This window comes from Zobellella taiwanensis, from assembly GCF_003012795.1.
Taxonomy (GTDB): Bacteria; Pseudomonadota; Gammaproteobacteria; order Enterobacterales; family Aeromonadaceae; genus Oceanimonas; species Oceanimonas taiwanensis.
Genome location: NZ_PXYH01000017.1, coordinates 43,912 through 68,417, shown reverse-complemented (window position 1 = coordinate 68,417; position 24,506 = coordinate 43,912). Strand labels below are relative to the sequence as shown.

23 protein-coding genes and 1 pseudogene are annotated in these 24,506 nt (G+C 52.4%); all 24 read right to left on the bottom strand.

From position 1 onward, the window contains the following. Nucleotides 1–8: 8 nt before the first annotated feature. The 24 genes and pseudogenes from C7I36_RS12520 to C7I36_RS12410 all read right to left on the bottom strand — a co-directional run bounded on the left by C7I36_RS12520 (nt 9) and on the right by C7I36_RS12410 (nt 24,452). Entirely contained in the window at nt 9–560 is a 552-nt protein-coding gene (locus tag C7I36_RS12520) for a sugar transferase (RefSeq protein WP_106454034.1), read from the bottom strand. Between the two features lie 3 nt (nt 561–563). Beyond that, the gene (locus tag C7I36_RS12515; RefSeq protein ID WP_106454033.1) at nt 564–1,508 is read right to left on the bottom strand and encodes a UDP-glucose 4-epimerase family protein; all 945 of its coding nucleotides are present in this window, start codon (nt 1,506–1,508) and stop codon (nt 564–566) included. A gap of 1 nt (nt 1,509) precedes the next feature. Then, the gene (locus tag C7I36_RS12510; RefSeq protein ID WP_106454032.1) at nt 1,510–2,673 is read right to left on the bottom strand and encodes a glycosyltransferase; all 1,164 of its coding nucleotides are present in this window, start codon (nt 2,671–2,673) and stop codon (nt 1,510–1,512) included. Then, complete coding sequence (gene wecB / locus C7I36_RS12505) at nt 2,673–3,803, bottom strand: non-hydrolyzing UDP-N-acetylglucosamine 2-epimerase (protein ID WP_106454031.1); 1,131 nt, start codon at nt 3,801–3,803, stop codon at nt 2,673–2,675. Before wecB ends, C7I36_RS12510 begins: the two co-directional genes overlap by 1 nt. A gap of 22 nt (nt 3,804–3,825) precedes the next feature. After that, nucleotides 3,826–4,944 (bottom strand): UDP-2-acetamido-2,6-beta-L-arabino-hexul-4-ose reductase, encoded by a 1,119-nt coding sequence (gene wbjC, locus C7I36_RS12500; RefSeq protein ID WP_106454030.1) that lies wholly within the window; start codon nt 4,942–4,944, stop codon nt 3,826–3,828. Between the two features lie 2 nt (nt 4,945–4,946). After that, nucleotides 4,947–5,984: a polysaccharide biosynthesis protein gene (locus C7I36_RS12495; RefSeq protein WP_106454029.1), complete on the bottom strand. Its 1,038-nt coding sequence runs from the start codon at nt 5,982–5,984 to the stop codon at nt 4,947–4,949. A 12-nt stretch (nt 5,985–5,996) separates the two neighbouring features. Further along, nucleotides 5,997–7,148 carry a glycosyltransferase family 4 protein gene (locus C7I36_RS12490; protein ID WP_106454028.1) on the bottom strand — a complete coding sequence of 384 codons (1,152 nt, stop codon included), beginning with the start codon at nt 7,146–7,148 and terminating at the stop codon, nt 5,997–5,999. A gap of 16 nt (nt 7,149–7,164) precedes the next feature. Next, nucleotides 7,165–8,355 (bottom strand): hypothetical protein, encoded by a 1,191-nt coding sequence (locus C7I36_RS17310; RefSeq protein ID WP_146137336.1) that lies wholly within the window; start codon nt 8,353–8,355, stop codon nt 7,165–7,167. Nucleotides 8,356–8,530: 175 nt separating this feature from the next. After that, a pseudogene (locus C7I36_RS12485) lies at nt 8,531–9,115 on the bottom strand (ISAs1 family transposase); the annotation flags it as partial. Between the two features lie 309 nt (nt 9,116–9,424). After that, nucleotides 9,425–10,372 (bottom strand): hypothetical protein, encoded by a 948-nt coding sequence (locus C7I36_RS12480; protein ID WP_146137335.1) that lies wholly within the window; start codon nt 10,370–10,372, stop codon nt 9,425–9,427. A 123-nt stretch (nt 10,373–10,495) separates the two neighbouring features. Beyond that, nucleotides 10,496–11,920, bottom strand: coding sequence for a lipopolysaccharide biosynthesis protein (locus tag C7I36_RS12475; protein ID WP_106454025.1), 1,425 nt, complete (start codon nt 11,918–11,920; stop codon nt 10,496–10,498). Next, the gene (gene rffA, locus C7I36_RS12470; RefSeq protein ID WP_106454024.1) at nt 11,917–13,047 is read right to left on the bottom strand and encodes a dTDP-4-amino-4,6-dideoxygalactose transaminase; all 1,131 of its coding nucleotides are present in this window, start codon (nt 13,045–13,047) and stop codon (nt 11,917–11,919) included. The genes C7I36_RS12475 and rffA overlap by 4 nt, the downstream gene beginning before the upstream one ends. Then, on the bottom strand, nt 13,031–13,606 hold the full coding sequence (locus tag C7I36_RS12465) for an acyltransferase (RefSeq protein ID WP_106454023.1): 576 nt from the start codon (nt 13,604–13,606) through the stop codon (nt 13,031–13,033). Before C7I36_RS12465 ends, rffA begins: the two co-directional genes overlap by 17 nt. Further along, a complete protein-coding gene (locus C7I36_RS12460) occupies nt 13,578–14,645 on the bottom strand; it encodes a TDP-N-acetylfucosamine:lipid II N-acetylfucosaminyltransferase (protein WP_106454022.1) in 1,068 nt (355 codons plus the stop codon). The genes C7I36_RS12465 and C7I36_RS12460 overlap by 29 nt, the downstream gene beginning before the upstream one ends. Beyond that, entirely contained in the window at nt 14,645–15,523 is an 879-nt protein-coding gene (gene rfbA / locus C7I36_RS12455; RefSeq protein WP_106454045.1) for a glucose-1-phosphate thymidylyltransferase RfbA, read from the bottom strand. Before rfbA ends, C7I36_RS12460 begins: the two co-directional genes overlap by 1 nt. A 31-nt stretch (nt 15,524–15,554) precedes the next feature. After that, the gene (gene rfbB / locus C7I36_RS12450; protein ID WP_106454021.1) at nt 15,555–16,643 is read right to left on the bottom strand and encodes a dTDP-glucose 4,6-dehydratase; all 1,089 of its coding nucleotides are present in this window, start codon (nt 16,641–16,643) and stop codon (nt 15,555–15,557) included. Beyond that, entirely contained in the window at nt 16,643–17,809 is a 1,167-nt protein-coding gene (locus C7I36_RS12445; protein WP_106454020.1) for a nucleotide sugar dehydrogenase, read from the bottom strand. Before C7I36_RS12445 ends, rfbB begins: the two co-directional genes overlap by 1 nt. A gap of 260 nt (nt 17,810–18,069) precedes the next feature. Then, the gene (locus C7I36_RS12440) at nt 18,070–18,534 is read right to left on the bottom strand and encodes a Cthe_2314 family HEPN domain-containing protein (protein WP_106454019.1); all 465 of its coding nucleotides are present in this window, start codon (nt 18,532–18,534) and stop codon (nt 18,070–18,072) included. After that, a complete protein-coding gene (locus C7I36_RS12435) occupies nt 18,531–18,833 on the bottom strand; it encodes a nucleotidyltransferase domain-containing protein (protein ID WP_106454018.1) in 303 nt (100 codons plus the stop codon). Before C7I36_RS12435 ends, C7I36_RS12440 begins: the two co-directional genes overlap by 4 nt. A gap of 153 nt (nt 18,834–18,986) precedes the next feature. Further along, complete coding sequence (locus C7I36_RS17305) at nt 18,987–19,781, bottom strand: nucleotidyltransferase domain-containing protein (RefSeq protein ID WP_146137334.1); 795 nt, start codon at nt 19,779–19,781, stop codon at nt 18,987–18,989. 479 nt (nt 19,782–20,260) lie between these two features. After that, the gene (locus C7I36_RS12425) at nt 20,261–20,872 is read right to left on the bottom strand and encodes a tetratricopeptide repeat protein (protein ID WP_219899653.1); all 612 of its coding nucleotides are present in this window, start codon (nt 20,870–20,872) and stop codon (nt 20,261–20,263) included. Nucleotides 20,873–20,940: 68 nt separating this feature from the next. Further along, on the bottom strand, nt 20,941–21,690 hold the full coding sequence (locus tag C7I36_RS12420) for a tyrosine-protein phosphatase (RefSeq protein WP_106454016.1): 750 nt from the start codon (nt 21,688–21,690) through the stop codon (nt 20,941–20,943). 3 nt (nt 21,691–21,693) lie between these two features. Further along, nucleotides 21,694–23,904 carry a GumC family protein gene (locus tag C7I36_RS12415; protein WP_219899652.1) on the bottom strand — a complete coding sequence of 737 codons (2,211 nt, stop codon included), beginning with the start codon at nt 23,902–23,904 and terminating at the stop codon, nt 21,694–21,696. A gap of 8 nt (nt 23,905–23,912) precedes the next feature. Beyond that, nucleotides 23,913–24,452: a polysaccharide biosynthesis/export family protein gene (locus C7I36_RS12410; RefSeq protein ID WP_181256363.1), complete on the bottom strand. Its 540-nt coding sequence runs from the start codon at nt 24,450–24,452 to the stop codon at nt 23,913–23,915. Nucleotides 24,453–24,506 lie beyond the last annotated feature (54 nt).

Below are 24,506 nucleotides of genomic sequence, written 5' to 3'. Positions count from 1 at the left end.
ATAAAAACTCAGCTTTTGACCCTGTCACCACTGCCTTTGCCCGCTACCGTCATCAGGATATAGCGAAAATAGTCTTTTACCGTGAGCGACTGAATCATCTTTTGATCGGTTTCCGCCAGCAACTGGGGCGTGGACATATCAATTTCGTTCACCTGGGCAAGGCCGGTAATGCCGGGGCGGGCATCGTACACGCCGCGCCTGGCCCGCTCGGCGGTAAGCTCTTCCTGGTTGAACAAACCCGGGCGTGGCCCCACCAGGCTCATTTCACCCTTGAGCACGTTCCACAGCTGGGGTAGTTCATCCAGCTTGGTACGGCGCAAAAAGTGACCAAACCTGGTAATGGAAGACGCGCTGGCCAGGTGGCTGGCCACATGGGCGGTGTCTACCTTCATGGTGCGGAACTTGACCAGGGTAAACGGCTTTTGGTGCCGGCCAACCCGCACCTGGCGAAAAATGGGAGAGCCGGTATCAAACAGGCCGATAATCGTCAGCAGCAGCAGCACAGGGAAAGCGCAGACAAGCCCCAGCAAGGAAAACACAATATCAAATAAACGGATCACGGATTAACCCTTTTTAGTTTCAAAACAGCGTTTAAGCCCTTGTTCCACCGTAAGCGGTGGCGTCCAGCCCAACAGGTTACGCGCCTTGGAAATATCCACCTGCAAGGAGCCCAACAGCCGCTGGGCCATGGCTTTTTTGCCCAGCATGGTGGCCCCCAGCTGCAGCAAACCGGCGGGCACCGGGATAAGCCGGGCAGGCTTGCCCATGGCCCTGGCCACCCCTCGCAACAACTCGGTAGTGGAAAGATCTTCCCCGTCCCCGGCCAGAAACACCTGGTTGGCGGCGCTGGGATGATCAATGCAGGTGATAATAAGGTCAACCAGATTATCCAGCGCCACCAGCGAGCGATGGTTGTGCACGGCACCTAATGGCAAGGGCAAGCCTTTTTGAACCAGCTTGATCATGCTGGCAAAGTTGCCCTTAACGTTTGGCCCATATACCAGTGGCGGCCGAATAATCACCACCTCCATACCGGTTTCGGCAGCCAGTTGCTGCAAACCCTGCTCGGCTTCCAGCTTGGAAATACCATAGGCATCTTCCGGTGCGGGAGCGTCTTCTGCCGTAAAGGGTTTGCCCAACGGCGTTTGCTCACCATTAACCTTGATTGAGCTGATAAAGATAAAGCGTTTTACACCTGCCGCAGCCGCTTGACGGGCAAGGTTTAGCGTGCCATCTACGTTTACCTTGCGGTACTCCGCCAGCGGATTCGCCAATTCATCTTTCATGATGTGAGCACGAGCAGCAGCGTGAATAACAACTTGTTGTTCGGCCAGCGCTGCTGTCCAGTCAGTGTTGGCATCAAGCCCCTGCACTTCAACAATGCAAGCCGCCCATACTTCAGCATGGCGGCGCACGGCGGCAGTCAGGTTAATATCCTGACTGGACTGCAGTACCTCAGCAAGCCGGCCACCCAGAAAACCAGTGGCACCTGTCAGTAGTAGATTCATGTTACTCCAGCACTATCTTGTCTAGCGCACTTACAAATACCTCAAACCTGAGCCTGGCCTTCAGTATTTCCCTTGCATTTTGATCACTGGCTTCATTTACAGTACCATTTTCAATTTCTGAAAAAATGCCAGCCAATGCTTCAACCTCTGGTTTTACAACCAGACCCACGCGATTTTCCTTCACCCATTGCGACACCCCCGTATGTTCACCACAAACGGCCAGGATATTTGCACCTGAAAAAATATAGGATGATGACTTGCTGGGAAAAGCAAACCGCGTTACATCATCTTCAATAGGCAGCAAGGCCCAGGTGTAATCCGCATTAATCTGAGCAGCCTCAGTGGGAGTAACCAGGCCGTGGTAATGAAAACGCTCGAATTTCTCAGAAAAGGATCTTAATTGGTCTGCATATACGCCACCACCTGCAAAACTAAATGCAAGCTGGCCTCCCCGGGTAAAGTACATTTCTATCGCATTAAGCACCAAAGGTATACGCTGCAACCGTCCTGCATTGCCGCAGAAGGAGAAACCCGGAATTTTGGATTTGGTTGTATCAATACCGTCGAATGATACAGCCGGGTTGTCCAACACATGAACAGGTGCGGTAGTGCCTGATCTGGCTTTAATTTCAGCTGCCATCTGCTCGGTGATGGTGATCAGGCACTTCGCCTTGCGCATGGTCAGAGCATCCATCTTCAGCAGGATTTTATACACCCACTTGTTAACCGGTATAACAACGTTAGCAGCTTCCGGATGGATATCCTGCAAGTGATAGATATACTCGGCACCAAACACTCGGCTATAAAGCATAACAATAAAAGGAACAACAACCGGCGGATCCGTAGAAATATAGACCTTTTGGGGTCTTACCCAGAGCAACACCGCCAGCACCCAAAACATGAAAAAAATGGCATCAAATGCCCTGAACAATACACCACTAGCTGAAGTAGTTAAGGCTTTGGCAGGGTAAAAGCCTACACCCTTTCCCCGCTCCTCTTTTATCAGCCGGGCCTTGATCCCAGTATGATCCTGCATAATCACCGACACAGAGTATCCCTTGGTCGATGCGCCTTCCGCAAATCGCAAAAGGGCTTCGCCGATTACAGGGTATACCGGCCAAAAGCTGCGATTAATAACAGCAACTTTAACAGGTTTGCGGGTCATCAATACTGCTTCCACACGGTACGCATTACATAATCCCGGTAGCTGTGAATAATTCTTACTACCTTATCGGCCACGTTGGGCATGCTGTAGTCGGCCACCAGGCGCAGGCTGCGCTCTTCCCCTCTGGCCTGGCTTTCCAGGATCTGCAGGCCCTGCAGCACCCGCTCCAGCTCCAGGCCCACCATCATGGCGGCGGCTTCTTCCATGCCTTCCGGGCGTTCGTGGGCTTCGCGAATATTCAGCGCCGGAAAGTTAAGGATGGAGGATTCCTCGTTGATGGTGCCGCTGTCGGACAGCACCGCTTTGGCGGTGAGTTGCAGCTTGTTGTAATCCTTAAAGCCCAGCGGCTTGAGCAAGCGCACATTGGCATGAAAGGTAACGCCCATGGCATCCACCCGTTTTTGGGTGCGCGGATGGGTAGACACAATCACTGGGTAGCCAAACTGCTCGGCCACGGTGTTAAGGATATTCACCAGCTTGAGAAAGTTTTTGTCGGAATCGACGTTTTCTTCCCGGTGGGCACTCACCACAAAGAACTTGCCGGCCTCCAGGCCCAGCCGCTCCAGCACGTTCGAAGCCTCTATGCCGCCACGGTAATGGTTGAGCACCTCGAACATGGGGCTGCCGGTTTTGATCACTCGGTCCGGCTCCAGCCCTTCGCGCAGCAGGTAGTCGCGGGCGATGGTGCTGTAGGTAAGGTTGATGTCGGCGGTGTGATCCACAATGCGGCGGTTAATTTCTTCCGGCACCCGCATGTCGAAACAGCGGTTGCCCGCTTCCATATGAAAAGTGGGGATCTTGCGGCGCTTGGCCGGGATCACTGCCATGCAACTGTTGGTGTCGCCCAGCACCAGCAGTGCCTCGGGCTGCACTTCGGCCAGCACCTTGTCTACTGCAATAATCACGTTGCCAATGGTCTCGGCACCACTGGCACCGGCCGCGTTAAGAAAATAATCCGGCTTGCGAATGCCCAGATCCTGAAAAAAGATCTCGTTCAGCTCGTAATCGTAGTTCTGGCCAGTGTGCACCAGAATGTGCTCACAATGCGCATCCAGCGCCGACAGCACACGGGAAAGGCGAATGATCTCGGGCCGGGTGCCCACTACGGTCATGACTTTTAACTTGTTCATTATTATTCCTGCTTTTGCTTGCTCAGGCCTGGGAGCCCACCGGGCGGGCATAAGTGTCCGGGTGCTCGCGGTCGAAAATTTCGTTTGCCCACAGCATGACCGCCATTTCATCGTTACCCACGTTGGTTACATCGTGGGTCCAGCCCGGCACGGTTTCCACTATTTCCGGCTGCTCGCCGCTGGTGAACAGCTCATAAAACTCGCCGCTCATAATATGGCGAAACCGAAAACAGGCCTGGCCCTTGATCACCAGAAACTTTTCGGTTTTGGAGTGGTGATAGTGGCCGCCACGGGTAATACCGGGATGGGCGGTAAAAAACGAGAACTGGCCGGCATCGGGGGTTTTGAGCATTTCCACAAACACGCCGCGTTCGTCACCGTATTTGGGCACCGGGTAGGTAAAGCGCTCGGGCGGCAAATAGCTGAGGTAGGTGGAATAGAGCGCCCGCACCAGGCCGGTGCCCACCCGCTCGCTGATAAGGCTGGTGCGGCTGTCGCGAAAGCGCTGCAACTGCCCGGCCAGCTCGCCCACGGTAATGCGGTATTCCGGCGCCACCGCCACAAAGGGGTTGCCGGCCAGTTGCCCTTCCATGACCGCCACAAAATGGCGAACAACATCATCGATGTACACCAGGCGGATTTCGGCGGCGGAATCGTTGATGTGAATGGGCAGATCACGGCTGATGTTGTGGCAGAAGGTGGCCACCGCCGAGTTGTAGTTGGGCCTGGCCCACTTGCCAAACACATTGGGCAGGCGGAACAGGTGCACGGCACTGCCATGCTGCCCGGCCAAATCCAGCAACGCCTGCTCGGCCTGGCGTTTGCTTTGGCCGTAAGGGTTACTCTGCTCGGCCTGAATGGAGGATGTGTAAAGCACGGGAATAGCACGACCGGACTCACGAATGGCCTGGCACAGGCTGCGGGTAAGGTCGGCATTGCCGCTGGCAAACTCGGCGGGATCCTGCGGCCGGTTAATGCCGGCCAGGTGGAATACAAAATCCACCCCCTCCAGCAACGCCGGCAAATCGGCCGGCCGATGCTCACGGGTAAAGGGCACCAGGGTGATATTGGCCCGCTCGCCGAGGTGGGCCACCAGGTTCTGGCCCACAAAGCCGTGGGCGCCGGTGATGAGCACGCGCATGCTTATTCCTCCGGGTTGATGTATTCGCCCTGCTGCAGGGCACGGATAAAGTCGAGCTTGAGCAGCAGTTTTTGCATGCCGGCCACATCCAGCCGCTCGGTGTTGTGGGAGTTGTAGTCTTCGGTGTGGGAGATTTTTTCTTCGCCCTGCTCCACAAACTTGCCGTAGTTGAGGTCGCGCAAATCCGGCGGCACCCGGTAGTAACCGCCCAGATCCTCGGCACAGGCCATTTCTTCACGGCTGAGCAGCGCTTCAAACAGCTTTTCACCATGACGGGTGCCAATCACATTAATAGGGTGATCCGGCTTGTCCATTAAACCGGTTAGCGCCTGGGCCAGCGTCTCAATGGTTGCCGCCGGTGCCTTTTGTACAAACAAGTCACCGTTGCTGCCATGCTCAAAGGCATAGAGCACCAGATCCACCGCGTCGGCCAGGGTCATCATAAAGCGGGTCATATTGGGGTCGGTAATGGTCAGCGCCTTGCCGGCACGGATCTGATCCACAAACAACGGAATCACCGAGCCACGGGATGCCATCACGTTGCCATAGCGGGTGCCGCAGATCACGGTTTTGGCAGGATCGACATTGCGCGACTTGGCCACCATCACCTTTTCCATCATCGCCTTGGAAATGCCCATGGCATTGATGGGATACACCGCTTTGTCGGTACTCAGACAGACAACGCGCTTTACCTCGTTCTGAATGGCGGCTTCCAGCACGTTCTCGGTGCCCAGCACGTTGGTTTTTACCGCCTCCATGGGGTGAAACTCGCAGGAGGGCACCTGCTTAAGCGCCGCCGCATGGTAGATATAATCCACCCCACGGGTTGCGTTGAGTACACTGTTATAGTCACGCACATCGCCAATGTAGAACTTGAGCTTGGGATTGGCGTACCGCTTGCGCATATCGTCCTGCTTCTTTTCGTCACGGCTGAAAATGCGGATCTCAGCAATGTCAGTATCGAGAAAGCGATTGAGTACGGCGTTGCCAAAGGAACCGGTGCCGCCGGTGATGAGAAGTGTCTTTGTCTTGAAGGGCATTTAGGGTTGTCCTTACTTTTTTTCGTAGGCGTATTTAAACATGGCGATATTGGCTTCTATGGCATCGCGCTGGGAGAACTTATTTTTGGCCCAGGCCAGCACGTTTTCACGCATTTTATGGTGCTGATCCGGCGGCATGGTCGCCAGTTCATCCAATACGAAACTGAAAGCTTCAGGGTTATTGAGCGGAAGATCCCAGCCGATGCCTTGTTGTTGCAGGTTGCGCCAAGGAGTTGTGTCGGCAATAACGATGGGCAATGCTGCACACAGTGCTTCAGCAATAACATGGCCGTAGTTTTCACCCATCGTCGGAAAGAAAAAAACGTCGTAGTTGCTAAGCGTGTTAACTACCTCATCTGGTGATAGAGAGCCCTTGTGTATAACCTTAATATGAGAGGGCAAACTTGCAATCACCTTCTCACACTGTTGCCAGTATCCAACATCCTCAATCGGCCCGAAAATATCGTACTCAAGAGGATGTTTAACATTGTGTAAAATTTCGAGCGCTGTCAGTAGGTTTTTTTTTGGAGAAATACGTGAAACGAAAACTGCCTTCAAAGTATCCGGTATTCGTTCTTGTAGATGCTGAGCGAGCTCTTGCGTCCCTATGTTTTCAGCAACATACACATCCACTCCCTCACCTAAATTACGCAGAACATCTTCCTTTTCATAATCAGTTGATGCCTGAAATATGGTGTTTCTATGAAACCCTAGCAGTTTGAAAAAGGTGATAAAAACTCGCTTTTTGAAAGACTTAATAGATAGTGCACCTTCGGAAAGCTCTCCTCTAGGAGCGAGCAGGACTTTTCCTCTTAATATTTTGGTAGCCAAAAGGGGAAACAATGAAAAGCGGGGTGAAAAAAAACTATTAAGATAAACTAAATCATAGTTATTTTCACGCAATTCCCTAAAGGCTTGAACATATCCGACCTTCCCTGGTTGCGCATAAAAAACTAATGCATTACCCACCTTATTCCAAGCACCACAAGTTACCGAGGCATAGGGTGAAACGTCACCAAAATCTCTATCGCTGGTGATAAGCTTATAGTCTATATCACTTCCTGTTTTATCGAATAGATTTTTCATGGTTTTTATTGGACCACCGCCTTTGTAACCAGGTATGTAGAAAGGAGAAAATACAAAAACGTTAACCTTTTCATCCATATGTGAAACCTATATACTAAAAGCGACCACCTTGAGACTCATTGATTCGCCGACTCACATCTAGAAACATAAACGACATCAAAAGGGGAGCAATTGTGAATCCAACTGGAATGGCAGAAAAAAGTAGCACATTCAAAATAAGAACTTCAAAAACCCTAAACCCCTTTCCATTACATAAATAAAATGAAATAGTTAAAATATAGATCAAGCCTAAAAAACCCAACTCATAAACAAAGGCGCCGGTAAAGGACATGATTTTGTCATTATTGTAACCATACCAAAAAAAACCGTCATAAAATGAAAATATTTCCTGCACGATATCGGGGTATGAATAAAACCCTCCCGGCATAAGATAGTTATATAAAAAACCATGTAGAGGAAGAATTACTGCCGCCAGTCTAGCATTGGCGCTTGCATCATAATAAAAAAAATCGGCCACACCTCTTTCAATCACATAACTGTAAAACAAGTAGATACGAGAACCAGGCAAATATAGCTCAATGAAAAAGTAAAGGAAAGGGAGACAAAGAAAAAACAAAAACAAAGATTTAAAAAAACCAATCTTAGGTAAAAGAACCCCACTAAGCAAAATCAAGAAAAACAAAGACGCCATAGATGACTTGGCGACAAAAAGTGTAGTTATAAAATTAACCAAAACCAAAAAAGAAAACAATTTATTAGGTCTATAATTACAATAAAACAGATACAGCCACGAAAAAAAGAAAAGAACCACTCCGAAGTATGTTGGCTCAACTGTAAGGCTAGTAACCCCCCTTGCTGTTGAAGTACGAGCTGCCAATAAGCTATCGACAACTCCATTACCAAGATTAACTTGCAATAACGCAAATGCAATATATATCAAATTAGATAATGCAACGATTTTAACAGGAGGGCCATACTTACGAATGTACTGAATAAATGAAAAAAGAACCACAGAAAAGCCAACATAAGATGCAAATGCTCTAAAAGTCAAAAAACCAACCCAATCATCAAAAATAAGCACAACAAAAAAAATGGGAAGAATAGAGAGCAAAGCCAAATCTTTAGTTTTAATAACAAGCTTTGAAGTAAATAGACAAGAGAACAAAAACAAAACAGCAAAGATAATGGACCAAGGCTGCGTGTCTAAGTTTGTTAATCTAAATGAAAGCCAGGGAAATAGTGAAACAAAAATAAAAACAGAGCCGATCAACCTATTTGTGGTCACGAAAAGCTTACCCCTTATAAAAAATGGACCATGAATTCAACACAGAAGAGCAATACTCAGGGCAAGATAACGAAAGCCCTAGCCCTGTCAGGACTTGAGACAGGTAATCGGTATTGCGACGCCTGCTTCTGTTTACGTTTGTTACCGGCCTTGAAGCTGGTCTCTCAGGGCAAGATTACGAAACCCCCAGTCCTGCCAAGACGTGCGACAGGTAGGCGTTGTTTCGGCTTGCCCGCTTTTGCTTGCGTTTCATCCCGGCCTTGAAGCTGGTCTCTCCCTTCAACGCATTGAAGGCGATATGCCGGATGGTGGCCATATTCTCGCCGGCCTGCTCACGGCGGATGCGGCAGTCGTCTTCACGCATGCTCACATCCAGTTGCCAGTGCAGTTGGGATTCTATCGACCAGTGCGAGCGGGTCGCTTCCAGCAGCTCCTTGGCCGACGACAACTTGGCCGAACTGATGTAGTAGCGCACCTTGATGTCCTTGGCCGGTTCGCCGCCCACTTCCCGCACTGCCGCCACTATCCCCAGCGTCTTCAGCTCCGGCCATTCAAACACCAGGTCACCCAGGATGGACAAGTCGTCCACCGCCAGGCTCAGCCGGGTTTCCTTGCGGCCATGGCCACTTTCCTGCGTGCTGTAGCTGTCACTATCGGGATGTTGGAACATCTCCATGCGGAAGTCGTTGTTAAAGGCTTCCTCTAATTTAGGCTGGTTGCTCTTTACCGCCAGCAGGTAGTCCGCCCACTTGTTGATCACCTTCTAGGCGATGGCCCGCTGGCTGATGGAGAGGTGCTGCAAGAGGCCGAGTCCGTTCATGGCGATCATCTGTCGTTGAAAAGACAGCATAGGTTCACAGCTGATATTGATCGTCAAAGCGATCCTTCCCCATCGAGATATTTCTTCCAAAAGTGTGCTCTCCGCTGTACAACATGGCTGTCAGTGTTTAAATTTTTAGTACGCCGAAAGCCTTATCCCATAAGGCTTTTTCATAATCTTGCCCTGAGAAAATATGGCCCCATAGGCCGAGTTTATTGATGGCAATTAATACAACTACTTTTTATAGTGCTACAACACCGTTATCTGAGCATTTTCATAGTCTATAAATACTGGATTGAATACGCTTTTCCAGTTGTTAATGGCGTTGATAACGTCAAAGATTAAGTCGCTTAAAATGTTATAATAATCCGGATTGATAACATAAGCAGGTAATGGTGATGCTTTAACTGCTGCTTGTGGTGCCGGTTTCACATCCAGCAGCGCAGGTTCTTCGGCTTCGTTTTCTGTAAACAGCAAGGCACTGATAGCTGGCTGTTCGCTGAAAACTCCAATATTAAAACCATGCAGATTAATGCTGGTTCTACAGAATACATCTGCATGATGATTAAAAAATGCCACCAGCTGGCTGATGGTTTCTATCAAGTAAATAATGGCTCGTACTTGTTCATCCTCCAATCGTTGCATGATAAATGCGTTAGCAAGCAGGCTTTGCAAATGCTCCAGTTCTCCTGCCAACGATAACTCACTCAGCTGAAATTCCAGGTAACGGGCATCGGTCAGGTTTTCAAATATACTGGCATATTCAAAGCTTAATAAATCGTCATCATTCTGGAAATTTTCTTCTGTATCTTCATGCTGCTGTTGATGAAATTTAATCCTGATATTTTCTATATCAGCATCGTCTATCAGGATGCTGCCTTTTTCAAAGTAACCAAAGGCACCTTCCATCAACAACTCTAACTTGGTTTTTACTGCAGCAATGCTGGTTTGCACTTTTCTTTCAGCAAACTCATAAACACTTAGGTTTAGCTTTTTTTGAGATTTCTTTTGCCATACTTCATAGCTGATAAAAACCAGCGGAATGGATATCAAACCGCCTGCTATACCAATCACCAGGCTTTTGATATCGTCTTTTAACAGCTCGCTGGCTAATAAAAACAAGCTCACGCCTGCTGCAATCACCAACAGCTTAGGCCATAAATTATGAAAAAAGGTTTTTAATTTAGGTGTATTCATAATAATACTGAATAATGCCCTTTAACAGGAAAGCGTTGTTCCGGCTGAGCATACTCCGCAGGGATTCTTGCAAGCATAGCAATACACCTGAATAATATAGTCGTTAGCAGTGTTCTGAAAGTGTTACCCTGATACTGTTTTTTTGAATCTGACGGTTACAAACCCCAATGCTTCGCGCACTTCCGCTCTGAAGCTGAATAATGCTGCAACAAGCAGCAAGCACCAAAATGCCAGCATGAATGAATAAATAGTCTCGCCATATAGCGTAAAGGCGCTGGCCCCTGCTACTACCAGCGCTGAGTATCCATAAAGCAACAGCCTTGGCATTGGTTTCCACAGGTAAATTGAAAACTCGGTACGCAGTACGAAGAACACCCAAAAAGATATACAAGTACTGACCGCCGCGCCTGCAGCACCAAAGGTTGGGATCAGCAGCCAGTTGCCTGCAAGGTTAACTAAAAAAGCAATGAGTGCGGCCGACATGGCGAAACTGCTGCGGCGTGAGATGCCAATGCCTACCACGGTGGTTTCCGACAAGACGTAAAGCAAGGGAGCACCAAGACACGAAACCAGGATCCATTGCACTGCCATATAGTTGGCTGGCAAAAACAGTGTCACTACCCATGACAGCAGGCCCGCAAAGCAAAATAACAATACAACCAGACCGAGTATGTAGCGACTTACCTTGTGTACGTTTTCAAGCCCTTCACCTTGGCTGGCCCATTTGTAAACTGTTGGAGCCCATACAGTAGAAAAAACACTTTGCAGAATGGTCGCTGCTCCGGCAAAGCTCACGGCTACTGAGTAGACGCCAAGCTCTTCAAAACTTGCCAGTGTACGTAAAAATACCTTGTCGATGGCGGTAAGGCCCCAGTAGGCAATGCCTCCCAGTATTAAAGGCATGCCAAATTTCAGCATGCTTTTAAGGTGCTGCCAATCCAGTGATGTGCGTAACCCAGCTATCCACTCTTTACGGGTATTGAACGCAAACACAACACAGACTAACAGCAAGGCAATGGTGTTTGCCAAAACAAGATTGGTCAGACTTTTATCAGCTCTCAATAATACATAACCGCTAATAATGGCGATCAATACTAGCTTGGGTAATAACTGACTCAGTGAGAATGCCAGCCCCCGCTCGTTCATCCGTAGTACCAATGACAGAAAACGGGATATGAACGCAGCCAGTAAGGCAGTAACTATAAGCAAGCTTAAATACCAATCAGGCCGTTCAAACAACCAATTAGCCAGGGTGCCGCCAAATAACAGCAATATAGCCAGGGTAAGCAGCAGTAAAAACAAACCCGGCAACAGAGCGCGCTTTAGAAGTGCCGGTTTATCATTCGCCTCATGGAACTCACGCACATAGGCCTGATCCAGCCCCAGGCTGAACAGCAGTGTGCTGAAGCCAATGGTAACCTGCAGCATTGCCATTCTGCCCACATCTTCCTGCGAAAAAAACCAGGTGATGATCGGCAACGTGATCAAGCCCAGCAATGCGCCACCGATAGGGCCGATGGCGAAGGCAGCTATTTTACGTGGGGTCACGCGTAAAACTCATTAACAGCATCAATCACTTGCTGCTGTTCCGCTTGGCTGATACCAAACCACAGAGGCAAGCGGATAAGCCGTTCACTTTCTGTGGTGGTGTAATTATCTTCTCCATTGAAATAGCCCAACTGCAGGCCAGCACGAGCACTGTGCAGTGGCACATAGTGAAACACGGCCAGAATATCATTTTTCTTGAGATGATCGAGTAACTGGCTGCGCTCATCAAGATCAGCCGCTTTCAGGTAAAACATATGCGCGTTGTGCTGGCAGTGTTCCGGTAGTGTTGCCAGCTGAATTTTGCCTGCCTGAGCCAGAGGAGCCAGCTTGTTCAGGTAGTATTGCCAGGCAGACAGACGAGCGTTGTTGATCTCATCAGCTTTTTCCAGCTGGCCCCAAAGATAGGCGGCCTGCAGCTCGCTGGGCAGGAAACTGCTGCCAATGTCTACCCAGCTGTATTTGTCTACCATGCCACGAAAGAACTGGCTGCGGTTGGTGCCTTTTTCACGAATAATTTCGGCACGCTCTTTAAAGCGGCTGTCGTTGATGATCAGCAGACCACCTTCACCACCACTGGTGTAGTTTTTGGTTTCGTGAAAGCTGAACGCACCCAGATGACCAATGCTGCCAAGTGCCCTGCCCTTGTAGCTGCTCATCATGCCCTGTGCGGCATCTTCCACCACAAAGAGTCCATGACGTTCGGCAATGGCCATAATGGTATCCATTTCGCAGCCTACGCCGGCGTAATGAACCGGCACTATGGCCTTGGTTTTATCGGTAATGGCCGCTTCAATTTTGGTTTCGTCGATATTCATGGTATCCGGGCGAATATCAACAAATACCATTTTTGCACCACGCAAGGCAAAGGCGTTAGCCGTGCTTACAAAGGTGTAGCTGGGCATGATGACTTCATCGCCAGGCTGTATATCAATAAGAATGGCGGCCATTTCCAACGCTGCGGTGCAAGATGGCGTAAGCAGCGTTTTAGGTGCATCAAGCTGTTGCTCAAACCATGTCTGGCATTTTTTAGAGAAGGGGCCATCACCAGACATATTATTGCTCTGCATGGCTGCAATAACATATTGTTGCTCATTGCCAGTATAAGGAGGCTTATTGAATGGGATCATTGTCAATCTCTTTCAGGAATTCGGTTTCAAGTGCAAGTAAATCTTTTTTACGTTCTTTTACTCGACGAGCAGGATTGCCAACATAAATACCCCATGGCTGAGTGCTCTTATTGACCAAGGTCATTGCGCCCACAGAGCAGCCTTCACTCACTTCAACTCCGGGAAAAATGATAGAGCCTGCCCCTACGATTACATGCTTACCTAACAAAATAGAGCTTTTCTTTTCCCGCTTATATTTACTTGGAATATTTGGATTGGTTAATGTTCTTCCAGAATAATCATCAGACTGAGTAAAAACCTGAACTTGATAAGCTAGTCCAGAAAAATCACTCATAACAATACCCTCTTCTCCACCAGCCAATAAACACTGTGGCGCAACATGAACAAACCGGCCAATCCTTACATTCCCAGAAATAATACAAAAATCATCTATTCGGCTATAATCACCCAACTCTATTAACTCAGGATTATATATACTAGCCTTGTCGCTAACCTTGATGTTTTTACCTAATTTTTTAAAACCAACTGTTTCAAGCTGCTCTCTGGTAAGGTAAGCCATTGCCCTCTCCAAATATGTGCGAAAGCTGTTCCAAAAGAGTTTCTTTTGAGAAGTGCTCTTTAATTTTTAATTTATTACTCTCAGTCAAATTATCAGCTAACACTGAGATATCACCACACCGAACACTTTTAACCTTTATATTCAATGATTTAAAAAACTGCCACTGCGATGTATCCTGCTGAAGATAAACAGTTTTACCTAACCCTAACAAGGTTATGGTATTCCCCATACCTTGCTGACGCCTGTGATTAAAAACAGCAATATCAATATCGCCCAGAAACTTCAAATAATCATCAATCGGTATAAAATCTGTTAATGGATAGAACTTATCACCAAACCATTCTCTCCCCAGCCTAATTACTTTCTCAGCATGTTGCTGATCACCATAGGACAAGGGAACAAATATTTTTATATCCTGTTCTTTGTAAGGTAATAATTTTTCCAGCACCTCAATATGATTATTACTTGGGTCGGCAGAGTTGCCCACCTGTATATTTAATGTGCTACTGGCTTTAGGCTCTAACTTAAGTTCTTTATACAGATTACTGGTGTACATAAGACATTCATGATACTGCCCTTTGGCACCATACCATTGGCGGGCAAGCTCTACATCACCAGATATATAAGTTACCAAATGCCCCATGTTTTTTATAACCGGTCGCCGGAAGAACTCTTTTACTTTCCACTTCCAGTTTTTCTCACCCAGCTGATAGGTATAAAGATCTCCCCCCCACATTACCCAGTAGCATTTTTTGAGCAACCAGGGCATGCAGAAAAGCATAACGACTACGTATGGATTAAAAAGACCATGTAGAATAACTTTATCTGCCTTATGCAGTTGAACAGCAAGATACAGCAGCCCTTTTGGCCTTCCTGCTTTTGTTCTTTTTACCTGGTAAATGTTATTGCTAGTCTGATATGGATATTTTTCTTTATCACCGCTCAGCCAAAACTGGTGCTTTGATGAATCGAAGTGTTCATTTATCAGCTCGATAAAGGGAGGGATAAACTTATCCAGACTGGCCACATGCAAAATCATCAGTCCTCTTGCTCCTCTTGCACCAAGGATAACAAATACTGACCGTAGCTGTTTTTACTGAGGCGGTGGCCAACCAGACTCAGTTGCTCTTTACTAAGCCAGCCATTATAAAAGGCGATTTCTTCAAGGCAGGCCACCTTGTAGCCCTGGCGTTTTTCAATGGTTTCCACAAATTGGGCTGCTTCCAACAGGCTGTCGTGGGTGCCGGTGTCCAGCCAGGCAAAACCCCGGCCCAGCAATTCTACTGACAGTGCCTGCTGCTCAAGATAGGCATTATTTACACAGGTAATTTCAAGTTCACCGCGGGCAGAAGGCTGCACCGACTTGGCGATTTCCACCACCTGGTTATCGTAAAAATACAGCCCGGTAACAGCATAATGGGACTTAGGCTTAGCTGGCTTTTCTTCGATGGAAATGGCTTTTTTGTTTTCATCAAATGCCACCACGCCAAAGCGCTCGGGATCCTTTACCTGATAGCCAAACACCCTGGCACCGTGCGTGAGCTTGGCTGCATCGCGCAGCATAGGGCCAAAACCCTGGCCATAAAAAATATTGTCACCCAGTACCAGGCAAACAGGATCCTGCCCAATAAAGTCTTCACCAATAATAAAGGCCTGAGCCAGGCCATCTGGGCTGGGCTGCACCGCATAGCTGAGGTTAATACCAAACTGGCTGCCATCGCCCAGCAAACGTTCAAACCCTGCTTTATCTTCCGGTGTGGTGATGATCAGAATGTCCCGAATGCCCGCCAACATCAGCACCGACAGGGGATAGTAGATCATAGGTTTGTCGTAAATGGGCAGCAACTGCTTGGAAATACCCATGGTAATGGGATAAAGCCGGGTGCCGGAGCCGCCGGCCAGAATGATGCCTTTCATGGACGTATCCAGGTTGGTATGCAGGGCACGGTTATGCATAAGTTACTCCCAGGCGTTCACGTTGATAGCTGCCATCCTGTACTCGCCGGCACCATTCCAGGTTGTTTAAATACCACTGCACGGTTTTGCGAATGCCGGATTCAAAGGTCTCAACCGGCTTCCAGCCCAGTTCCCGCTCAATTTTACTGGCGTCTATGGCGTAGCGGCGGTCATGGCCGGGGCGGTCACTTACATGAGTGATCAAGCTGGAAGCTGGAAGCTGGAAGCTGGAAGTTTTTGGTGCCAGTTCATCCAGCAGGGTGCAGATGGTTTGTACAACTTCCAGGTTGGTTTTTTCGTTGTGACCGCCGATGTTGTAGGTTTCGCCTACTTTGCCGACCGTCACTACTTGGTAGAGTGCACGGGCATGGTCTTCCACATAGAGCCAGTCGCGGATCTGGTCGCCTTTACCGTAAATGGGCAGGGGTTTGCCTTCCAGGGCGTTGAGGATCACCAGCGGTATCAGCTTTTCCGGAAAATGGTAAGGGCCGTAGTTGTTGGAGCAGTTGGTGACCAGGGTTGGCAGCCCGTAGGTGCGTCGCCAGGCCCGCACCAAATGATCGGAGCTGGCCTTGCTGGCGGAATAGGGGCTGCTGGGGGCGTAGGGGGTGGCTTCGGTAAACAGCGTTTGGTGCGCGGCTTCGTCTTCTTCCGGGTGCGGCAGGTCGCCGTACACTTCGTCGGTTGAGATGTGGTGAAAACGGAACACTTGTTTGCGCTCTGCACTCAGGCCATTCCAATAATGCCGCGCAGCTTCCAGAAGGGTGTAGGTGCCCACTATGTTGGTGGTGATAAATTCCGCCGGGCCATCGATAGATCTGTCTACGTGGCTTTCTGCTGCCAGGTGCATCACCGCATCCGGCTGGTGCTCGGCAAATACGCGCTCCAGTTCGGGCCGGTTGCAAATGTCCACCTGCTCAAAGGCGTAGCGGGCGCTGCCACTTATCTCTGCCAGGCTTTCCAGGTTACCGGCATAGGTGAGCTTGTCTACGTTCACCACGCTGTCTTGGGTGTGCCGGATAATATGGCGAATGACGGCCGAGCCAATAAAACCGGCGCCGCCGGTGACCAGGATTTTCATTAGTCGCTCCCGAACAGGTCTCTGGTATATACCTTGTCTGCTACGTCCTGCAGCTCGGCGGAAGGACGGTTGGCCACAATCACCTCCGCCAGCTGCTTGAATTCTTCCAGATTGTTCACCACCCGGGAGTGGTAGAACTCGGGCTCGGTGAGCACCGGCTCGTATACGATCACTTCCACGCCCTTGGCTTTTATGCGTTTCATCACGCCCTGGATGGCGGAGGCGCGAAAGTTGTCCGATCCCGCTTTCATTACCAGCCGGTAAATACCCACTACCCTGGGGTTCTTTTTAAGGATGGCGTTGGCAATAAAGTCTTTGCGGGTGGTGTTGGCGTCCACTATCGCCTGGATGATGTTGTTGGGCACGTCCCGGTAGTTGGCCAGCAGTTGCTTGGTGTCTTTCGGCAAGCAGTAGCCACCGTAGCCGAAGCTGGGGTTGTTGTAGTGGTTGCCAATGCGCGGGTCCAGCCCCACCCCTTCTATAATCTGGCGGCTATCCAGGCCATGGCTTTCGGCGTAGCTGTCCAGCTCGTTAAAGTAGGCCACGCGCAGGGCCAGGTAGGTGTTGGAAAACAGCTTTACTGCCTCGGCCTCGGTGCTGTGGGTGTAGAGCACCGGCACGTCTTTTTTAATGGCGCCCTGCAGCAGCAGGCCGGCGAATTGTTCCGCCCGCTCGCTTTGTTCGCCCACGATGATGCGGGAAGGATAAAGGTTGTCGTGCAGGGCCTTGCCTTCGCGCAAAAATTCGGGGCTGAAGATAATGTTGTTGCTGCCGGTTTGTTCCTTGAGCCTTTGGGTGTAGCCCACCGGGACTGTGGATTTGATCACCATCACCGCGTTGGGGTTGATGGCCATTACGTCTTTTACCACCGCTTCCACGCTTTGGGTGTTGAAGTAGTTGGTATCGGGGTCGTAGTCGGTGGGTGTTGCTATCACCACAAAGTCAGCGTTGCGGTAGGCCTCTTCCTTGCTGGTGGTGGCGCAAAAGTCGATGGGCCTGTTTTGCAGGAAGTCGGTGATGTCGGCATCCACGATGGGCGATTGCCGGTTGTTCAGCAGTGCTACTTTTTCGGGGATGATGTCGAGGGCCACTACTTCGTTATGCTGGGCGAGCAGCATGGCGTTGGAGAGGCCGACGTAGCCGGTGCCGGCGATGGCGATTTTCATCTGTTTTTGCCTGTTAAGTTTGGTGTTGTTGTTCCTGGTTCCCGCTGCGCGGGAAGTGGCGGGCGGGCCGCCCGCGCTCCAAGGATCGAGTTGCTTCTGGCTTTTGGCTTTAGGGCAACACCCCCACCCGGCCTCCCCCTCGCTCTTCCTCGCTGGGGTGCCTGTTGGTCCGCTGTTTAGGGGGAGGGGCGGATCGAGTTTTTTGGTCGATTGGAGTCGACCCCTACGGGGTTCCCGCTTCGCGGGAGGATATTTCTGGCCTATGGCAGGTAGTTTTTGGCGAAGTCGTTCAGTTGTTTCAGTATGTCCAGCATTTGTTCTGCCATGCCAAAGGCGGCGTTCAGCAGTTCGGCTTGTATTTCGCTGTCTTGCGGGTAGTCGTGGGCAAACTGGTTACGCATTTCCCGCAGTTGCAGCCATTGCTCCGCGCTGTTGATGGCGCCGATTTTTTCCAGCCGGTTCAGTTTGTCGATAAAGGTGCTCAGGCTGCCCTGCTCTTTGGTGAGCTCAAGTATGGCCGGCATCAGCCTGGCGCCCATGGCGTCCTGCAGTTTGGAAAAGCGCACGATGAACTGGTCCATTACCGCCAGGTCTACCGCATCCAGTTGTTGCAGTGTTGCCGGGGTAAAGGGCTGTTTGTCCGCCAGGGTGTGCATGGCCCAGCTCAGGCGCTCGGCGTGGGTGTGGCAAATGTCCTGAATCCCCTGGAATACGGTGCTGTTCATAATTCGATTCCGCTGGTTTTGGCGATGTCGTAAATGGGCTGCCGCGGCCCCTGATGGCGGTTGATGACCAGGTCTATTTTTTGGTCGCCCAGGGCTTGGTGCAGTTCTGCCATGGCGGCCAGCCGGGCGGCAACGATGTCTTTGGCACTTTGGTATTCGGGCTCCAGGTACAGGTCTATATCGCCGCCTTTGGCCTGGTCGTTGATACGGGAGCCAAACAGCCAGATCCTGCTGCCCTGGCCGAAGTGTTTTTTCAGGATGCCGGTAATGTGCCGATGCTGTTCCGGTGTTATGCGCATCTTGCTGGCTCCTTGATTGGTGAATCAATCATGTTTAACTGCTTGGCCTGGGGCAACACCCCCACCCGGCCTGCCCCTGGCTGGTCCCCACTGTTGTTTTGGTCGACTGAAGTCGACCCTACGGGGTTGCCGCCTTCGCGGGTTGTTTTCATTCTAGGGCTTGATAGCCCTTATCACACCGCTTTGGCTCAGTTTTTGCTGTATGTTGCGGTAGGTATCCACCATGTTGGGGATGAGCCCATGGGCGGCCTGCAGGGCCTGTAAAAAATCCCGGGCCAGGGGTTGGTATTGGTGCACCATGCGGTTGCGCAGGTTGCGGGCGGCCAGCCAGTCTTGGGCGGACCATAGCAGGCCCAGTTTTTCTGCCTTGTTCAGGTTATCGAGCGCACTGCCGGTGCGTTCTGCCAGGGCCTTGAGGGTGGCCGGGATCAGTTTGTCTCCCAGGTTGTCTTGCAGGCGGGCAAAACGGGATACAAATGCCTCCAGGGTTTCGGCGGCGGCATCGTCGTTCGCCAGGCCGTTGAACCAGGCTTCGTCCATGGGGTAGGCAAACAGGCGTTTTTCTGCCCGCTGCAGCCAGTGGATTTCCCTTTGTACTACCTCAAGCAGATTAAGCAGTCTGAGTTGTTCCGGATCTTGCTGCATGGCGGTGAGTTCTATGCCTTCTCGTTTGGCTATTTGGTGTATGGGCTGGGGTTGTGTTTGTGGATCCAGCAGCAGCACATCTATTTTTTGTTCGCCCAGGGCCAGTTGCAGTGCGGCGTTGAACTGCGCCGCCGCCAGCATGTGGTTGTTAACCGCGGTGCTGCTTTCTACCAGCAGATCTATGTCGCCACCCTGTTTTTGATCGTTGGCGCGGGAGCCGAACAGCCACACTTTTACGCTTGGTCCAAATTGTTTTTGGGCCAGGGTGATGATGGTGTTGTGCTGTTGTTCGGTAATGCGCATTGTGCTGGCACCGGTTTTTGGTTGACTGAAGTTTTTTGGTCGACTGAAGTCGACCCTACGGGGTTCCCGCTTCGCGGGAAGTGGCGGGCGGGCCGCCCGCGCTCCAAGGTGTGGGTTGTTTTTGGTTGCTGGCTTCTGGCTTTAGGGCAACACCCCCACCCGGCCTCCCCCTCGCTCTTCCCCGCTGGGGTGCCTGCTTGGCCGCTGCCAAGGGGGAGGGGCGGATCGAGTTGCTTTTGGCTTCCGGCGGCGTTTGGGTACGCTACCGCCCGTGGAGTTGTTTGGCGTTGCTCCCATTGCCGGTTTTGCTTGTTTTGGCCCTTGCCCGGCCGCCCGCGTTCCATTGCTCCATTGAGCGGGTTGTTTTGGTCGACTGAAGTCGACCCTACGGGTTCCCGCTTCGCGGGAAGTGGCGGGCGGGCCGCCCGCGCCCCATTGCTCCATTGAGCGGGTTGTTTTTGGCTTCTGGCTCTCGGCTTTTAAAGCAGGTCGGTGCGTTGTAGCCGGGTTAGTAATTGCTCGGTATCTTGCCTGCTGCGCGCGGTGTGGCTCAGGCCGTGGTTCACGGCCTGGGCCACCGTGGCCTGCTGCTGTGCATTCAGGGTGTGCCAGCTTACCAGGCCCAGCCAGGCGGTTTGCTGGTAGGCCAGGGCCCGCCAGGGCGCCAGTTCAAAGCCGCGGGTCAGTGCCTGTTTAAATTCGTCGTCCAGCTCGCCCTGGCGCAGTTTGGCGGTGGCCAGGTTGATGTGGCTAAAAGGCCATTGCGGGCGGCTGGCAATGGCCTGGCGATAGGCGGCTATGGCATTGGCGCGGCTCTGCATGGCCGCGGGGCTGGACATGGGCTCGTTGATTTGCTGCCAGTCGTATACCCGGCCCAGCCTGTCGTAATAGCCGCCATTGGCGGTGGGGTAAAGGGCAATGGCGCTTTGGGCGGCCTGTTCGGCCACTTGCCAGGCGGCGGCCGGGGGCTGGCTATTTTTGGCGGCCCAGTCGTCCAGGAACAGGTCGGTCTGGTGCAGGTAGGCGCCGGCCAGGGTCATGCGGGCGCCGGTGTAGATCATGCCCAGGGCCAGCAGGAGCATGGCGGCCAAAATAAGGTATTGCTTTGGACGCGCTGTGCGCGAAATGCGGGCGGGCCGCCCGCGGCCCAGAGCTTGGGTCATGGGTTTTGCTCCCGGAACAGCGGTTCGCTGATGTTCCAGGGATTAACACTGGCCAGTTGCATGGCGGCCACGTCACCTACTATTTTGGCGGCGGCTTCGCGTCCTTCCTTGAGCATGGGGGGGCGGTATTTTACGTTGTGGGCGTCGCTGGCCAGCACCGTTACTATGCCTTCTTTCAGCAGTTGCTCGGCTATGTCGCGGCTGGTTTCACCAAAATAGCCACACACAGAGGCGGCGGTCACCTGGAACAGGCAGCCCTGGGCAATAAAGGGGGCCAGTTTGCGGTGGCTTTGCTGAATGCCCCTGTTGCGCTCGGGGTGGGCAATCATCGGCATTATGCCCTGCTTCAGCAGCCACTGGGTGAGCTTGTCGGCGCCAAAGGGCACCTCGTTGTGGGGGAATTCCAGCAGCAGCACCGGTTTGCCCTGCCACTGGCCCAGGTAGGGAATTTCCTGGTTCATGACCTGTTGCATCACTTCCAGGCCAAAGCGAACTTCGGCGCTCATGGCAATGTGCAGCGGTATCTGGTGCTCCATCAGTGCCGCCTTGAGCAGGTTAAAGGCGGCACTGATGGAGGCACGGTCGTTGTCGAACTTGCCCGGCTGCATGTGCGGGGTGCACACGCAGTGGGTAATGCCATTGGCCACCACCGCCCGGGCCAGCTCCAGGGCGTCCGCCAGGGTGGCGGCGCCGTCGTCTATGCCCGGCAGCAGGTGGTTATGAATATCAACAAGCCGTGCCGCCATGGATCAGGCCTCTGCCTTGGTACTGCTGTAGCCGTAGTAGTCGTAGTAACCACCGTAGCTGTAGCCGTATTTGGCGGCCTTTTTCACGTCCAGCTGGTTGAGCACCACGCCTTTTACCGGCGCGCCCATTTGCAGCAGTTTGCCAATGCCGGCTTTTACGTGCGGAATGCTGGTGGCTTCGCTCTTCACCACGTAGATCACGGCGTTGGCATGGCGGCTCAGCACCAGGGCGTCGCTCACCGCCTGGGTGGGGGCGGAGTCGATGATCACCCGGTCGTACTTGTCGGCCAGTACCTTGATGATGCTGGCAAAGCGGTCGGAAGACAGCAGCTCCAGCGGGTTGGGCGGCACCGTGCCGGCGGGCATAACGTCTATGCCGTCGGCCTGCTGAATGCACTCGTCCAGCTTGGCGGTGCCGGCAATCAGGTTGGCCAGGCCCGGCGTTCCCACCGGAAACTCGTAGTTCTTGGCCACGGTGGGCCGGCGCATGTCGGCATCTACCAGCAGCACCCGTTCCATCTGCCCCAGGGCATTGGCCAGGTTGCTGGCCACCGAGCTCTTGCCCTCGCCGGGCACGGAAGAGGTCACCACCGTTACCTTGTAGGGGTTGTCTATGCCCGACAGCACCAGGCTGGTACGAATGGTGCGCACCGCCTCGCTGAAGGGTTTGTTGCCCCCCTGTTCAAACAGCTTGGCCACGTTGTTGTTCTGCTTGCCCTTAAGCAGCGGCAGTATGCCCAGCACCGGCAGGTTGAGCTTGTTTTCAATTTCTTCGGTGCCCTTGAAGGTGTTGTTGAGCATCTCCAGCAGCAGCGCCAGGCCCACGCCCACCATCAGCGCCAGCAGGGTGGCCAGGGCGACAATCAGGCTCTTTTTGGGCTTGATCGGCTGGCTCGGCACCACCGCCTGGTCCACGATGCGGGCGGATACGGTTTCCAGATCCTGGGTGGCGGTGGTTTCCTTCAGCCGGGTCATAAAGGTGTCGTACAGCGAGCGGTTGGTTTCTACCTCGCGCTGCAGTTCGCGCAGGCGAAACTCGTTGCGGCTGATGTTCTGAATTTGCTCTTTGTTCTGCTCAAAGCTGCTTTGCAGGCCGCGTTCGTTGGCCAGGGCCAGTTGGTAGCTGTTTTCTATGCTGGCCACCACCTGTTCCACCTGGGCGCGCAGGCTGGCCCGAGCGGAGTTCAGGTCACTCTGGGCGGCCACCATGGCGGGGTGCTTGGCGCCGTAGCGGCGGCTTAGCTCCTGCACCCGCGCGCTGGCGGTGGCTTCGGCGGCCTTAAACTGGGCCACCACCGGGTCGGCCATTACCGCCGGCACGCTGGCCAGGCGCATATAGCCGGCGCTTTTCATGGCGGCCACCTGGTTATACATGCTTTCGGCGGCGTTGCGCTCGCGACGGGCATCGGTCAGTCGCTCGCCGGTATTGCTCAGTTCGCTGGCGCTAACGGTGGTAATACCGCCCAGGTTAACCAGGTTTTCCTGCTCCATAAAGGCCTGCAGCCGGGCTTCGGAGTCTTCCAGCTTGCCTTTAAGGCCGCCCAGTTGTTCGTTCATCCAACTGGTGGCGGTTTGGGTCATGTTGAGCTTGGCTTCCAGCTGGCTTTCTATGTAGCCCTGGGCCAGGGCGTTGGCCGCCATGGCGGCGGTGTGGGCATCGGCCATGTCCACGCTTACCTGCACCAGTTGGGTTTTGCCCTGGGGCGCCACGGTAATGCGCTCGCGAAAGCTACGCACCACGGCATCAAAAATTTCGGCCTCGCTGGGGGGCGTTTGCGGCTCCAGATCGCCCGGCATAATAAAGGGCTTGATGCCGCTCAGCCAGCCGCGCCAGTTCAGCAACGGCTCGGGCTGCTGGCGGGGGTCGAACTCGGGGTGGGTGTCCAGTGCCAGCTGGCGCACTACCCGTTCGGCCAGGGCGCGGGACTTCAGCAGTTCGAACTGGGTTTGCAAATATTCGCTGCCGGCACCTTCAATGCCGTATACCTGCTCGATGGACACCACATTGGCGGACTTGTTTTCAATCAGCAGGGTGCTGCTGGCACGGTAGATGGGGGTAATGTTGAATACCACCAGCACGGTGAGCATGGCCACCACCAGGGTGAGGGTAATAATGCTCCATTTGCGGCGGTAAATGCTGCGCCACAGGGCCAGCAGGTCTATTTCGTCGTCGCTGCCGGTGCCGCTGTTGTTAAAGCCGGGGAATTTGCTCATGTCCATGCTTAGAAGAAACTCTGATCAATGGTAATAATGTCGCCCGGCATAACCGGTGTATCCAGGGTGGCTTTGCGGGGGGTGCGGCCAGGATCGTTGTCGTGAATGATGCTAAAGGCACTGCGCGAGGCGCGCTCGCTAAAACCGCCGGCCAGGGCCACCGCCTTGCGCAGGGTCATGCCCGGCTGAAACGGGTAGCCGCCGGGGTTGCGCACTTCGCCGTTTACGAAAAATTCGCGATATTCCAGTATGCTTACCGTCACCTTGGGATCAATCAGGTAGTCGCCCCGCAGGCCGTTGGCTATTTGGGCTTCCACCTGTTTGGCGGTTTTGCCCTTGGCGTTAATGGAGCCTAAAAACGGGTAGGAAAAAGTGCCGGCGTCGTTCAGGCGGATCTGTTCAATGCTGAGATCAGGTTCGCCGAACACACTTACCCGCAGCAGGTCGCCGGAGCCCAGGGTATAGCTGGAGTCGGTCTGGGCCATGGCGGTCCCGGTAAAGGTGAACACCAGTAAAAGAAGCAGGGATTGCAGCAGCTTCATGGTCATTTACATCCTGTTTTTAGGCTCATTACAAAAAAGGCTAACACCGGCAAGGTGTTA